Here is a 13,498-nt window from a genome sequence, read left to right as displayed (position 1 = left end):
TCACTGCTGCACCCCTGTCGCGATCAGGCGGACCGTGAAGGCCCGCAGGCAGGCGCCGCAACGCCAGCCGTCGGCCGAATCCCCGTGGGGAGTCAGCTCCTCGTCCCCGCAGTACGGGCAGTGGAACACCGGCAGCTGCCGGGTCCTTCCCGCCTGCGGTTCCTCGGTCACAGCAACCAGGCTTCGTCGGCCCGTACGACGTAGGCCGCGAACCGCTCGCCGGGCTCGCGGTGCTCGAGGTAGCCCCGCAGCACCCGCTCGCAGTAGTCCGCGGTCTCGGCCTTGGTCACCTTGTGGCCGCGGAACTTGCGGCCGAAGGTGGCCTCGACGCCGAGGTGTCCGCCGAGGTGCACCTGGAAGCCCTCGGCCATCTCGCCGGAGTCGTCGCGCACCATCGAGCCCTTGAAGCCGATGTCGGCGGTCTGGAACCGGGCGCAGCTGTTGGGGCACCCGTTGACGTTGATGCCGATGGGCTCGTCGAAGTCGGGGAGTCGCTTCTCCAGCTCGGCGTAGAGATCCTGGGCGTGCTGCTTGGTCTCGACGATCGCCAGCTTGCAGAACTCCAGGCCGGTGCAGGCCATGGTGCCGCGGCGGAAGGCGCTCGGCCGGACCAGCAGGTCGTGCTCGGCCAGTGCGGCGACGAGGCCTTCGACCCGCTCGTCGGGCACGTCGAGGATGACCAGCTTCTGCTGCGTCGTCGTCCGGATGCGCCCCTGCCCGTACTCGTCGGCGAGGTCGGCGATGCGGGTGAGCAGGCCGCCGCTGATCCGGCCGGTGCGCAGGGCGAAACCGACCGCGTTGGCGCCGTCCTTCTGCCTCGCGACGCCGACGTGGTCACGCTGGTCGTGCTTGGCCGGGGCGGGGGCCGGGCCGTCGGGCAGCACCTCGTGGAGGTACTCGTCCTGCAGCACCTGGCGGAACTTCTCCGGACCCCAGTCGGCCATGAGGAACTTGATCCGCGCGTGGTTGCGCTGCCGGCGGTAGCCGTAGTCACGGAAGACCGAGGTGCAGGCCGCCCAGACGGCGGTGACCTGGTCGGGGCGCACGAAGACGCCGATGCGCTGGGCGAACTTCGGGTTCGTCGACAGCCCGCCGCCGACCATGAGGTCGTAGCCGGCCTCGCCGTCGGCGTTCAGGACGCCGACGAACGAGACGTCGTCGATCTCGGGTTCGGTGCAGTGGTCCACGCAGCCGGACATCGACGTCTTCCACTTGCGCGGCAGGTTGCTGAACTCCGGGCTGCCCACGTACTTCGCGACGGTCTCGGCGAGGACCTCGCTGGCGTCGATGACCTCGTCCTCGAGGATGCCCGCCAGGGGGCAGCCGAGCATGACGCGCGGGACGTCGCCGCAGGCCTCGGTGCTCGACAGCCCGACCGACTCCAGCCGCCGCCAGATCTCGGGCACGTCCTCGATGCGGATCCAGTGGTACTGCACGTTCTGCCGGTCGGTGACGTCGGCGACGTCCCGCCCGAACTCGGTGCTGATCCCGCCGATCACCCGCAGCGCGTCGCTGGACAGCTGCCCGCCGTCGATGCGGACCCGCATCATGAAGTAGGAGTCCTCGAGCTCCTCCGGCTCCAGCAGGGCGGTCTTGCCTCCGGGGATGCCCTGGGCACGCTGGGTATAGAGACCCATCCAGCGCATCCGCCCACGAAGGTCACCGGGGTCGATGCTGTCGAAGCCGGCCTTCGAGTAGATGTCGATGATCCGCTGACGGACCTCGAGCCCGTCGGAGTCCTTCTTCATCCGCTCGTTCGGGTTGAGCGGCTCCCGGTAGCCGAGCGCCCACTGGCCCTGGCCGCGCTGGGGCCGGGTGCTCGTGCGAGGAGGAGAGGTCACGGTGAGGCTTCTTCCTGCGCTCACCACCCGCGCGGCGCCCGGGCCGGGGATGGGGCGCTGCAGATCGGGTCGCGGAGAGGTGCGCGGGGGACCGGTTGTCAGCGCTGAGCGCGACACGCGGCGCTGGAGACGCGCGCCAGGTCGACGTGCAGGCGCGCGACGAGCAGGCTGCCGCAGTCCGTCACGGGGCCCATGGTCTCACAAGATCCGGCGGTCGCCGCCGCCGTCAGTCGGTGGTAACGCTCACTCCGCCATCGCGGCGCGGATGCGCGCGACCGATTCCTCGAGCGGAGTCACCGACGTGTCGACGACGACCTCGGCCCGGGACGGCGGCTCGTAGGGATCGCTCACGCCGGTGAACTCACGGATCTCGCCGGCGCGGGCCTTCGCGTAGAGACCCTTGACGTCGCGCTGCTCGCAGACCTCCAGCGGGGTGGACAGGTGCACCAGCACGAAGCGACCGTGCTTCTCGACGAGCGCGCGCGCTGCCTCGCGGGCTGCGTCGTAGGGGGCGATCGCCGCGACGACCACCGTGCCGCCGTGGCGGACGATCTCGCCGGCGACCCAGCCGATCCGCGCGATGTTCAGGTCGCGGTGCTCGCGGGAGAACGTGAGCTCGCTCGACAGATGGGTGCGGACGACGTCGCCGTCGAGCACCGTCACCGGGCGGCCCTCGGCCTCCAGCTGGGCGACGAGGGCATCGGCGATCGTGGACTTGCCCGCGCCCGAGAGGCCGGTCAGGAAGACGGTGACGCCCGGTGCCTGCATGACGCCGAGTGTCCTGCAACGCCCGGCCCGCGCAGGCGGGGGGTCAGTCGGCGGTGTCGCCGAAGGAGTGCCAGGCCTCTTCCATCGCGACGAGTCCGGCAGCGTGTTCGGGCAGCTTGCCCGCGACCACGTCGGCGAGGGTGACCTCTTCCAGCACCCGCCGGTAGGCCTCCCGGGCCGCGACCCAGACGCTCGCCAGGGGCGCCGCGGTGCCCGGGTACTCGACGTCCTCGGGCCGCTGGCCGTGCACCTCGGCGAGGAAGCCCTGCTCGACGCGCATGATCCGGGCGATCGAGATCTCCGAGGGGGGAAGCGCGAGGCGGTACCCGCCGTCACGACCGCGCTGACTCGTGACCAGGCGGGCGTGCTGGAGGTCGCCGAGGATCGCCTGGAGGAACCGGGACGGGATGCCCTGGGCGGTGGCGATGCGGTCGCAGGTCAGCGCCTCGGGGGCGACGGCGGCGAGTTCGAGGGCGGCTCGAACCGCGTAGTCGACCCGGGCAGTGATGCGCATCGGGCCATTGTGCCGGGTCCTGCACTCCCACCATGCCTGCTCTGGGAGGGTGGAGCCGTGTTCCGGCTGCGTTTCACCACTCTGGTGGAGGCGCCGCTGACCGTCGCGTTCGACGTGGCGCGCACGCTCGGACGCCCGTGGGGCACCCCGCTGGAGGAGGTCGTGTCCGTGCGGCCGGTCCGCGACGTCTACTCCGTCGGGCCCGGTCAGGGGTGGCGGTGGCTGACGCACTCCCGCCGGTTCTCCGCGACCGGGGCCGGCACCCAGGTCGAGGAACAGGTCGACTGGGAGACCGGGCTGCCGAGGGCGCTCGGCGGCTTCGTCGACCGGGTGGTGCTGCGGCGGCGGATCCTCCGGGCGATGCAGAGCCACCTCGACGCCTACGCGGCTGCGGCGGCACGTGCGGCGCTGGACGTCGTCCAGGTGGTCGGTGCGGCGATCGTCGAGGGCGAGCGGGTGCTGGTCGCCCAGCGGTCGGGTGGGCCCTACGACGGCTGCTGGGAGTTCCCCGGCGGGAAGGTGGAACCGGGGGAGTCCGACCTGTCCGCGCTGGTCCGTGAGATCGGGGAGGAACTGGGGACGGCGATCACGCCCCAGGCGTTCCTCGGCGAGGTCGTGCTGGACGGCGTGGTCGGGGGCGGGCCGCCGGGCTCCTCGACGCTGCGGGTGTGGTCGGCCCGGATCTCCGGTGGGCCGCCCGTCGCGCACGAGCACGCGGCGCTGCGCTGGGTGCGGGCCGACGAGCTGGACGACCTCGACTGGATCGCCGCGGACCGCCCGCTGCTCCCCGCCGTCCGCACCCTTCTTCTCACCCACCCCTGACCCCCTGTGGGACTTTCGGCGCCGAAAGTCCCTCGGAGTCTCCGGACTTTCGGCGCCGAAAGTCGGGATCCCCCGGTCGCTGTGGACGACGAGATCGGGATCGATCGGAAGTGGCCAAGCTCTGGGGGTGAATCGAGCAAAGCGACCATTTGCACGGCGTCTTTCTGGGGACGCACGCCCTCGCAGAGGGGGTGGTCACCCAGCGACAGTTGAAGACCGGGATCTATCGCCGCTTGCTGCGCAACGTCTACGCAGACCCAGGGCTGGTAGCCGACCACCAACTCCGCTCGCGGGCGGCGGCTCTGCTCATGCCATCGGACGCCGTGCTCGGCGGCAGGTCAGCAGCGACGTGGCAGGGCGCTCCGTTCGCATCGCCCATGGATGCCGTGCTGGTCCTGATTCCGAACGCCTCAGCGTGGCGGGGGCCCAGCGGGGTTCACGTTCATCGGACGACGGTCGACCCGGTGGACGTGACGACCCTTGCTGACGACACCAGGATCACCAGTCCCGTACGGACGGCGTGGGATCTCGCCGCTCTCGAGACCGTGCCCACGGCGGTGGCTGCACTCGACGGCATGGTGCGGTCAGGACATCTCGACGTCGACGCGTTGCGCCACGCGCATGCCAGCTCGCGAGGGCGATGGAGAGCGAGTCGAGTGGCGAAGGTTTTACCGCTCGTCGACGGCCGCAGCGAGAGCCCGCCCGAATCCTGGGTGCGGGTCGCCTGTGCCCGATCCGGCCTCCCCGCCCCGGTGCCCCAGTTCGTCGTCGTCGACGCGGGTGGCTTCGTGGGGCGTGTGGACCTCGCCTGGCCCGAACACCGACTGATCGTCGAGTACGAGGGGGCGTACCACTTCGACGAGTTGCAGATCCATCGGGACGATTCCCGTTACAAGCAGCTCGTGGCGGCGGGCTGGCGCGTGATCCGGCTCAGTGCGGCTGACCTTCGGGACATGGACACCGTCATCGCACGGATCGCGCACATGTTGGCCCAGCCCCTCTTCGCTGGCTGACGGACTTTCTGCGCGGAAAGTCCGGAGACGACGAAGGGCGCCAGCCCCGGGGGGTATGGCGCCCTTCATCGGCCGGAACGACGGCTTACTTGAAGACGTCCTTGACCTTCTCGCCGGCCTGCTTGAGGTTGCCCTTCGCCTGGTCCTTCTGGCCCTCGGCCTGCAGGTCGCGGTCGTCGGTCGCGTCGCCGAGGGCCTCCTTGCCCTTGCCGCCGAGCTCCTCGGCCTTGTTCTTCAGCTTGTCGATGCCGCTCATCACGCACTCCTTCTCGGTGGCGAACTTGCTCCGCGGGTTCCCCTACCCCGTGCCCGGGCGCCCGACACGCCTGTGGCGCATCCGACGTCGACTCGACGCGAGCGGGCGGAGGACCGGCCGATAACTGCCTACGGTCCGCCGGCCGCCGGCGGCCTTCGTTCCCGGGTCGCCGAGCGCGTGCGATCAGGCACCTGGGTCCGCCCCCCGATCGGGCGCGGAGCACTTGACCGTCCCCCGCCCCGCGGTGGGACAAGGAGGCATGACCACGTGAGATCCAGCACGCGCACAGGTGCGCTCGCCGCGGCGGGAGTCGCGGCGACGCTGCTGCTGTCGGCCTGCGGCCCGGCCTCCGACAGCGGCACCGCCGCCGCGGCCGACGACGGCAGCTTCAGCATGTTCATCGGCGAGCCCGAGAACCCGCTCGTGCCCGGCAACACGACCGAGGACCAGGGCAACCAGGTCATCTCGTCCCTGTGGACGGGTCTGGTGCAGTACGACGAGACGGGCGGCGTCGCCTACACCGGGGTCGCCGACTCCATCGCCTCCGACGACAGCACGACCTGGACGGTCAAGCTGAAGGACGGCTGGACGTTCCACGACGGCACACCCGTCACCGCCGCGTCGTTCGTCGACGCGTGGAACTACACCGCCTACAGCCCCAACGCGCAGGCGGCGTCCTACTTCTTCGCCAACGTCGCCGGGTACGGCGACCTGCAGGCTCCCACCGACGACCAGGACGAGCCGACCGGCGACCCGGCCGCGACCGAGATGACCGGCCTCGCCGTCGTCGACGACCAGACCTTCACGGTCACCCTCGACGCGCCGTTCGCCCAGTGGCCGGTCACCGTGGGCTACTCCGCCTTCTACCCGCTGCCGGAGTCGTTCTTCGACGACCCGGAGGCCGCCGGCGAGAAGCCGGTCGGCAACGGGCCCTTCCAGGCCGAGAAGGCATTCGAGCCGGGCGTCGGCATCACGCTGACCCGGTACGACGAGTACTCCGGTGAGGACACGGCCGAGGCCAGCTCGGTCGAGTACCGCGTCTACACCGACGTGGCGACGGCCTACACCGACGTCCTCGCGGGCAACCTCGACGTCGTGCGGCGGATCCCGGCCGACGCCAGCGCCAGCGCGCCCACCGAGTTCGGCGACCGGTACCTCGAGGACACCTCCTCGTCGTTCACCTACCTCGGACTGCCGCTGTACGACCCCCGCTTCGAGGACAAGCGGGTCCGTCAGGCACTGTCGATGGGCATCGACCGGGCCGCGATCGCCACGGCGATCTTCAACGGCACCCGGACGCCGGCGACGTCGGTCATCGCCCCGATGATCGACGGCGCCCGCGAGAACGCCTGCACCTACTGCCGGCTCGACGTCGCCGCGGCCAACGAGCTGCTCGACGCGGCCGACTTCGATCGCGACGAGCCGATCGACCTGTGGTTCAACGCCGGTGCCGGTCAGGACGCGTGGATGGAGGCGGTCGGCAACCAGCTGCGGCAGAACCTCGGCGTCGACTTCGTGCTGAAGGGTGATCTGGCCATTCCGGAGTACATGCCGCTCGCCATGCAGCAGGGCTTCACCGGCCCGTTCCGGTCGGGCTGGACGATGGACTACCCGAGCCCGCAGAACTACCTCGAGCCCCTCTACTCGACCGGTGCGCTCATCCCGAACGGGGCGAACCTGGCCCACTACTCCAACGGCGTGTTCGACCAGCTGGTCGAGGAGGGCAACCAGGCCCGGAGCAATGCCGCGGCCATCGAGAAGTACAACCAGGCCGAGGACGTCCTGCTCGAGGACATGCCGATCATCCCGATGTTCTTCCAGGTCGAGCAGTCGGTGTTCTCCGAGCACGTGTCCGACGTGAAGGTCGACATGTTCGGTCGGGTCGAGGCCGCCGAGGTCACCGTCAACGACTGACGATCCGCACTCCACCGGCGCCGCCGGGGGACGCCGGCCCGCACGGGCCGGTGCCCCCGGCGGCGCTTTCCGTGACGGGTCCATCGGCGGACGACGGACCGAAGCGGCACGTGAGAGTTGCCGTAATCCGTCCTGTCAGATGGCCCGAAGTGCGGAAAGACACGCCCGTCGGCCGCGTCGCATGGTGTCGAAGTTACGGTTGGGCTCCGGTTGATCAGCCCAGGTCACAACTCGATGACGGCCGTGGACACCCCTTCGCGAGCGTGCCTAGGGTCCACCCGTCGTATTGGGGAGGTCTCTACCTCCCGGATGCGTTTCGCTCGTGACCAGTCAGTCGTCCGTCGGCCCCTAGGTGGGCACGGATCGACCTGTCCATTCCCCCCGCAGAAGCGGGATGAGGGAGGCATTGCACGTGAAGTTGAGCAAGCGCAAGAGCTCGCTCGTCGCGACGGCTATCGCCGCCGCGATGCTGATGACCGCCTGTGGCGGTAGCGACGACAGTGGTGACGGAGGTGCGGCCAGCGATGGCGGCAGCTTCAGCATCTACATTGGCGAGCCGGAGAACCCGATCGTTCCCGGCAACACCTCGGAGTCCGAGGGCAGCCAGGTCGTCGAGGCCCTGTGGACCGGCCTGGTCCAGTACGCGGACGACAGCTCCGTGCAGTACACGGGTGTCGCGGAGTCCATCGAGTCCGACGACGCCACCACGTGGACGGTCAAGCTGAAGGACGGCTGGACGTTCCACGACGGCACCCCCGTCACGGCCGCGTCGTTCGTCGACGCGTGGAACTACACCGCGCTGAGCACCAACGCCCAGGGTGGGTCCTACTTCTTCGCCAACGTCGAGGGTTACGACGCGCTGCAGGCGGAGACCGACGACGACGGCAACGTCATCACCCCGCCTGCCGCGGAGGAGATGACCGGCCTCGAGGTCGTCGACGACCAGACCTTCACCGTCACGCTCACCGCGCCGTTCGCGCAGTACCCCGTGACCGTCGGCTACAACGCCTTCTACCCGCTGCCCGAGTCCTTCTTCGAGGACCCCGAGGCCGCCGGCAAGACCCCGGTCGGCAACGGCCCGTTCAAGGCCGACGGCGAGTTCGTCCCCGGCCAGGGCTTCACGCTCAGCCGCTACGACGACTACGCCGGTGAGGACGCCGCGCAGGCCGACTCGGTCGAGTTCAAGGTCTACACCGACATCAACACCGCCTACACCGACACCCAGGGCGGCAACCTGGACATCCTGAACAACATCCCGCCGGACGCGATCAGCAGCGCGCCCGACGAGTTCGGTGACCGCTACGGCGAGACCCCGTCGTCGTCCTTCACCTACATGGGCTTCCCGACGTACGACCCCCGCTACGCCGACAAGCGCGTTCGTCAGGCGTTCTCGCTGGCGATCGACCGGGAGGCCATCACCGAGGCCATCTTCAACGGCACCCGCGCCCCGGCGTTCTCGGTGATCGCGCCGGTCGTCGACGGCTCCCGTGACGACGCCTGCCAGTACTGCCAGGTCGACGTCGAGCGGGCCAACGAGCTCCTCGACGAGGCCGGCTTCGACCGCACCCAGCCGGTCGACCTGTGGTTCAACGCGGGCGCCGGTCACGACGCCTGGGTCGAGGCCGTGGGCAACCAGCTGCGGGAGAACCTCGGAGTCGAGTTCACCCTGCAGGGCAACCTCGACTTCTCCGAGTACCTGCCGCTGGGCGACGCCAAGGGCTACACCGGGCCGTTCCGTCTCGGCTGGTCCATGGACTACCCGAGCCCGCAGAACTACCTGGAGCCGCTCTACTCCACGCAGGCTCAGCCGCCGGCGGGTTCGAACTCGGCCTTCTACTCCAACCCCGAGTTCGACGCGCTCGTCGCCGAGGGCAACGCTGCGTCGTCCAACGACGAGGCGATCGACCTCTACCAGCAGGCTGAGGACCTCCTGCTGGAGGACATGCCGATCATGCCGATGTTCTTCGGTCTGGAGCAGACGGTCTGGTCCGAGAACGTCAGCGACGTCAAGGTCGACATCTTCGGCCGCGTCAACGTCGCCTCGGTGACCGTGAAGTAAGGCTCCACCTGCACGACCGACGCCGGGGCGTACCTGCCGCAACAACGAGCAGGTGCGCCCCGGCGCTCGTCCAGGCCCGTCTCCGCGACACTCGCCACCACTCCGGCGAACGCACCGGGCGACCTCGGCGCATGATGAGATCCGTCGCGCCGGCGTGACACCCGCATCGATGAACGAAGGAGGGTCATGGGCCGCTTCGTCGTCCGCAGGCTGCTGCTGACAATCCCAGTACTGCTCGGCGCGTCGTTCCTGATCTTCGCCATGGTCTACGCGTTGCCGGGCGACCCCGTCCGCGCCCTGGCCGGCGACCGTCCGCTCGCTCCCGCCGTCGTGGCGCAGCTTCGAGAGGACTTCAACCTCAACGACCCGCTGATCGTCCAGTACGCCAAGTACCTGGGCGGGCTCGCGCACTTCGACCTCGGCGTCGACTTCAGCAACCGGCCCGTGCTGGACACCATCAGCCAGCGGCTGCCGGTCACCATCAAGCTGACCGTCGTCGCCGTGCTCTTCGAGACGATCATCGGGCTGGCCGCGGGTGTGCTCGCCGGCATCCGCCGCAACAGCTTCTTCGACAACCTCGTGCTGGTGTCGACGACGCTGATCATCTCGATCCCGATCCTGGTCCTCGGGTTCGTCTCCCAGTACGTCTTCGGCCTGAAGTTCGGCTGGTTCCCCATCGCCGGGATCAACGACGGCTGGTACAGCTATCTGCTGCCGGGGCTGGTCCTCGCCTCGTCGTCCCTGGCCTATGTCGCCCGGCTGACGAGGACGAGCATCGCGGAGAACATGCGCGCCGACTACGTCCGCACGGCGCGCGCCAAGGGGCTGCCCAACCGGACGGTCATCCTGCGCCACACGCTGCGCAACAGCCTGATCCCGGTGGTCACCTTCATCGGTGCCGACGTCGGCGCGCTGCTCGGTGGCGCCATCGTGACCGAGGCGGTGTTCAACATCCCGGGCATCGGCCGGGCGGTCTTCGAAGCAGTCGGGCAGCAGGAGGGCGCTGTCGTCGTCGGCATCGTCACCCTGATGGTGTTCTTCTTCATCTTCTTCAACCTGATCGTCGACGTGCTCTACGCCGTCCTCGACCCGAGGATCCGTTATGACTGAGCAGCAGCAGCGGGACCTGCGTCACGACGAGGTGGAGGCCGGCACCCAGAGCGTCCTCGCGACACCGCGCGTCGACGTCACCGACGCCCGGCAGAACAGCCTGTGGAGCGACGCCTGGGACTCGCTGAAGCGCAATCCGCTGTTCTGGATCGGCTCCTTCCTCGGCGTGTTCTTCGTCCTCATGGCGATCGTTCCGCAGCTGTTCTCCGGCGGTGCCGACCCGCGTGACTGCGACCTGTCGAACTCCAAGCAGGCGCCGTCCGGCTCGCACTGGTTCGGCTTCGACCAGCAGGGCTGCGACTACCTGGCCAACGTGGCCTACGGGGCCCGCAACTCGCTGATGATCGGGCTGCTCGCGGTCATCGGTGTGCTCGTGATCGGCGTCATCGTGGGCGCGATCGCCGGTTACTACGGCGGCATCGCCGACAGCCTGCTCGCGCGGCTGACCGACATCTTCTTCGCGCTGCCGCTCATCCTCGGCGCGCTGATCCTGCTGCGGGTCGGCCCGTCGACCGGGCTGCCGATCATCAGCGACCGTGGGGCCGGGGCGGTGGCCATCGCGCTCGCCGCGTTCGGCTGGATGACCGCCATGCGCCTCGTGCGCTCGCAGGTCATCGCGGTGAAGAGTTCGGACTACGTGGCCGCGGCCCGGGCGATGGGTGCGTCGAACCTCCGCATCCTGACCCGCCACATCCTGCCCAACGCCGTGGCGCCCGTGCTGGTGTTCTCCACCATCACCGTGGGTGTGCTGATCGCCGCCGAGGCGACGCTGACCTACCTCGGCGTGGGCCTCCAGCGGCCGGCCATCTCCTGGGGTCTGCAGATCTCCACGGGGCAGTCCCTGCTCCGTACCGCACCCCACCTGGTGCTCTTCCCGAGCATCATCCTGTCCCTGACCGTGATGGCGTTCATCATGCTGGGCGACGCCCTGCGCGACGCCCTCGACCCGAGGCAGCGTTCGTGAGCACCAGCAGCGGTTCCATCTCCTCGTCCCCCGCTCCCGTCACGTACGACCCGGCCTCGGGTCCCGTGCTCGAGGTCGACGACCTGCACGTGGAGTTCCGGGTGCGGTCCGGCGTCGTCCATGCCGTGAACGGCATCAGCTACACCGTCGACCAGGGCGAGACGCTGGCGATCCTCGGTGAGTCGGGGTCCGGCAAGTCGGTCTCCGCGCAGGCGATCATGGGGATCCTGGACTCCCCGCCCGCGGTCATCACCGGCGGCGGGATCCGGTTCCAGGGCCGCGACATCCTGAAGCTGAACGCCGAGGACCAGCGGCAGATCCGCGGCCCGGGCATCTCGATGATCTTCCAGGATGCGCTGTCCGCCCTGAACCCCGTCTACAGCGTCGGCTTCCAGATCGGGGAGATGTTCCGGGCGCACCGGGGCACCTCCCGCAAGGAGGCCAAGCAGCACGCCGTGGAGCTCATGGACCGGGTGCGCATCCCGGCCGCGGCGCGGCGGGTCAACGACTTCCCGCACCAGTTCTCCGGCGGCATGCGCCAGCGCGTCATGATCGCGATGGCCCTGGCGCTCGACCCGCGCATCCTGATCGCCGACGAGCCCACCACGGCCCTCGACGTCACGGTCCAGGCGCAGGTCATGGACCTGCTCAAGGACCTGCAGCGCGACACCGGGATGGGCCTGATCCTGATCACCCACGACCTCGGTGTGGTCAACGAGGTCGCCGACCGGGTCGCCGTCATGTACGCCGGGAAGATCGTCGAGACCGGGACGGTGGACGACGTGTTCACCCGGCCCGGCCACCCGTACACGCTCGGCCTGATGAACTCCATCCCGCTGGTGGAGGCCAAGGGCGGCCGGCTCAACCCGATCGTGGGCCAGCCGCCGAACCTCTCGCGCATCCCCAGCGGGTGCTCCTTCCATCCCCGGTGCCCGCGGGCGCGCACGGGCGCCGCCGCGGCCCCGGGGCGCGACTGCGTCGGCGACGTTCCGCCGCTGCGCCTGGTCGTCCCCGGCCGCGAGGCCGCCTGCCACTACAGCGAGGAGGTCCTCGGTGTCTGACCCCGCCGACATCGCGGCCGCCAACGTCCTTCCCGAGCCGTCGGCCGGCGAGCCGCTGCTCGAGGTCCGCGGCTTGCAGAAGTACTTCCCGCTGACGCAGGGGATCGTCTTCCGGAAGACGGTCGGCCACGTCCACGCCGTCGACGGCGTCGATCTCACGCTGCGCCGCGGCGAGACCGTGGGAATGGTCGGCGAGTCCGGCTGCGGCAAGTCGACGGTCGCCAAGCTGCTGGTGGCGCTGGAGAAGCCGACCGGCGGCACGATCCTCTACAAGGGTGCCGACGTCGCCAAGATGGGCGGCCGCGCTCTCAAGCAGTACCGCCGCGAGGTGCAGATCATCTTCCAGGACCCCTACGGCTCGCTGAATCCCCGCATGACGGTGGGCGACATCGTGGCCGAGGGCTGGTCGGTGCACGCCGACGTGGCGCCCCGCAAGGGCCGCCTGCAGCGCACCCAGGAACTGCTGGACCGGGTCGGCCTCAACCCCGACTACGTGAACCGCTACCCGCACCAGTTCTCCGGCGGTCAGCGGCAGCGCATCGGCATCGCCCGGGCACTGGCCCTGCGGCCGGAGGTCATCGTCTGCGACGAGCCGGTGTCGGCGCTGGACGTGTCGGTGCAGGCGCAGGTCGTCAACCTCCTCGAGGACCTGCAGGACGAGCTGGGCATGTCCTACCTGTTCATCGCCCACGACCTGTCGGTGGTCCGCCACCTGTCCGACCGGATCGCGGTCATGTACCTGGGCAGCGTGGTCGAGGAAGGCACCGAGGAGCAGGTCTACGGCTCGCCGTCGCACCCCTACACCCAGGCCCTGCTGTCGTCGGTCCCCCTGCACGAGCCCGCGCTCCGCGGCCAGAAGGACCGGATCCTGCTGCAGGGCGACGTCCCGAGCCCGGCCGACCCGCCCTCGGGCTGCCGGTTCCGGACCCGCTGCTGGAAGGCGCAGGAGATCTGCGCCGTCGAGCCGCCGGCCCTGGTCGACCGCGGTCAGGGCCACCCGGCCGCCTGCCACTTCGCCGAGGCCCGCCAGGTCGTCCCCACCGAGGTGCTCTGACATTGCGATCCTCCGGATCGCACCGCCATGACACACTGCGATCCTCCGGACCGCACCGCGACCAGGAGCCGTTCCCGGCCTGAGCGGAGCCGTTCGGTCGCTCCCGCCGGGAGCCCTCCGGG

Annotated in this window: 13 protein-coding genes; 8 read left to right on the top strand and 5 right to left on the bottom strand. The window is 69.8% G+C overall.

Annotated elements, in window-relative coordinates:
• The 4 genes from E4P38_RS06000 to E4P38_RS05985 form a co-directional block, all read right to left on the bottom strand.
• Positions 1-171, bottom strand: a complete 171-nt coding sequence (locus E4P38_RS06000; RefSeq protein ID WP_209308957.1) for a hypothetical protein — start codon at positions 169-171, stop codon at positions 1-3.
• Entirely contained in the window at positions 168-1,841 is a 1,674-nt protein-coding gene (locus E4P38_RS05995; protein WP_135130852.1) for a nitrite/sulfite reductase, read from the bottom strand. The genes E4P38_RS06000 and E4P38_RS05995 overlap by 4 nt, the downstream gene beginning before the upstream one ends.
• Before the next feature lie 243 nt (positions 1,842-2,084).
• Positions 2,085-2,609 (bottom strand): adenylyl-sulfate kinase, encoded by a 525-nt coding sequence (gene cysC / locus E4P38_RS05990; protein WP_135130851.1) that lies wholly within the window; start codon positions 2,607-2,609, stop codon positions 2,085-2,087.
• A 43-nt stretch (positions 2,610-2,652) separates the two neighbouring features.
• Entirely contained in the window at positions 2,653-3,123 is a 471-nt protein-coding gene (locus tag E4P38_RS05985; RefSeq protein WP_135130850.1) for an Rrf2 family transcriptional regulator, read from the bottom strand.
• A gap of 57 nt (positions 3,124-3,180) precedes the next feature.
• Here E4P38_RS05985 and E4P38_RS05980 point away from each other — a divergent pair, with 57 nt between their 5' ends.
• Together E4P38_RS05980 and E4P38_RS05975 are read left to right on the top strand one after the other, a co-directional pair.
• A complete protein-coding gene (locus E4P38_RS05980) occupies positions 3,181-3,945 on the top strand; it encodes a (deoxy)nucleoside triphosphate pyrophosphohydrolase (protein WP_135130849.1) in 765 nt (254 codons plus the stop codon).
• Between the two features lie 191 nt (positions 3,946-4,136).
• Positions 4,137-4,958, top strand: coding sequence for a DUF559 domain-containing protein (locus E4P38_RS05975; RefSeq protein ID WP_135130848.1), 822 nt, complete (start codon positions 4,137-4,139; stop codon positions 4,956-4,958).
• Positions 4,959-5,043: 85 nt separating this feature from the next.
• Here E4P38_RS05975 and E4P38_RS05970 read toward each other — a convergent pair whose 3' ends face one another.
• On the bottom strand, positions 5,044-5,214 hold the full coding sequence (locus tag E4P38_RS05970; protein ID WP_135130847.1) for a CsbD family protein: 171 nt from the start codon (positions 5,212-5,214) through the stop codon (positions 5,044-5,046).
• Positions 5,215-5,481: 267 nt separating this feature from the next.
• On the opposite strand from E4P38_RS05970, the gene E4P38_RS05965 reads away from it, so the two are divergent.
• From E4P38_RS05965 to E4P38_RS05940, 6 genes are all read left to right on the top strand, one after another.
• Positions 5,482-7,128 carry an ABC transporter substrate-binding protein gene (locus E4P38_RS05965; RefSeq protein ID WP_135130846.1) on the top strand — a complete coding sequence of 549 codons (1,647 nt, stop codon included), beginning with the start codon at positions 5,482-5,484 and terminating at the stop codon, positions 7,126-7,128.
• Between the two features lie 412 nt (positions 7,129-7,540).
• On the top strand, positions 7,541-9,187 hold the full coding sequence (locus E4P38_RS05960) for an ABC transporter substrate-binding protein (RefSeq protein ID WP_209308956.1): 1,647 nt from the start codon (positions 7,541-7,543) through the stop codon (positions 9,185-9,187).
• Positions 9,188-9,373: 186 nt separating this feature from the next.
• Positions 9,374-10,297, top strand: a complete 924-nt coding sequence (locus E4P38_RS05955; protein WP_135130844.1) for an ABC transporter permease — start codon at positions 9,374-9,376, stop codon at positions 10,295-10,297.
• Positions 10,290-11,261 carry an ABC transporter permease gene (locus E4P38_RS05950; protein ID WP_135130843.1) on the top strand — a complete coding sequence of 324 codons (972 nt, stop codon included), beginning with the start codon at positions 10,290-10,292 and terminating at the stop codon, positions 11,259-11,261. The genes E4P38_RS05955 and E4P38_RS05950 overlap by 8 nt, the downstream gene beginning before the upstream one ends.
• The gene (locus tag E4P38_RS05945) at positions 11,258-12,322 is read left to right on the top strand and encodes an ABC transporter ATP-binding protein (RefSeq protein WP_245160827.1); all 1,065 of its coding nucleotides are present in this window, start codon (positions 11,258-11,260) and stop codon (positions 12,320-12,322) included. The genes E4P38_RS05950 and E4P38_RS05945 overlap by 4 nt, the downstream gene beginning before the upstream one ends.
• Positions 12,315-13,376, top strand: a complete 1,062-nt coding sequence (locus E4P38_RS05940) for a dipeptide ABC transporter ATP-binding protein (RefSeq protein ID WP_135130842.1) — start codon at positions 12,315-12,317, stop codon at positions 13,374-13,376. The genes E4P38_RS05945 and E4P38_RS05940 overlap by 8 nt, the downstream gene beginning before the upstream one ends.
• Positions 13,377-13,498: the final 122 nt, after the last annotated feature.

Source organism: Blastococcus sp. CT_GayMR16 (genome assembly GCF_004570875.1).
Lineage (GTDB): Bacteria > Actinomycetota > Actinomycetes > Mycobacteriales > Geodermatophilaceae > Blastococcus_B.
Note: the sequence above shows the minus strand (reverse complement) of the source record. Positions and strands in the feature narration are given on the sequence as shown.

Coding starts and splice junctions, on each gene's coding strand:
- cysC (WP_135130851.1), bottom strand. CDS start 2,609: ATGCAGGCACCGGGCGTCACCGTCTTCCTGACCGGCCTCTCGGGCGCG.
- E4P38_RS05985 (WP_135130850.1), bottom strand. CDS start 3,123: ATGCGCATCACTGCCCGGGTCGACTACGCGGTTCGAGCCGCCCTCGAA.
- E4P38_RS05970 (WP_135130847.1), bottom strand. CDS start 5,214: ATGAGCGGCATCGACAAGCTGAAGAACAAGGCCGAGGAGCTCGGCGGC.
- E4P38_RS05955 (WP_135130844.1), top strand. CDS start 9,374: ATGGGCCGCTTCGTCGTCCGCAGGCTGCTGCTGACAATCCCAGTACTG.
- E4P38_RS05950 (WP_135130843.1), top strand. CDS start 10,290: ATGACTGAGCAGCAGCAGCGGGACCTGCGTCACGACGAGGTGGAGGCC.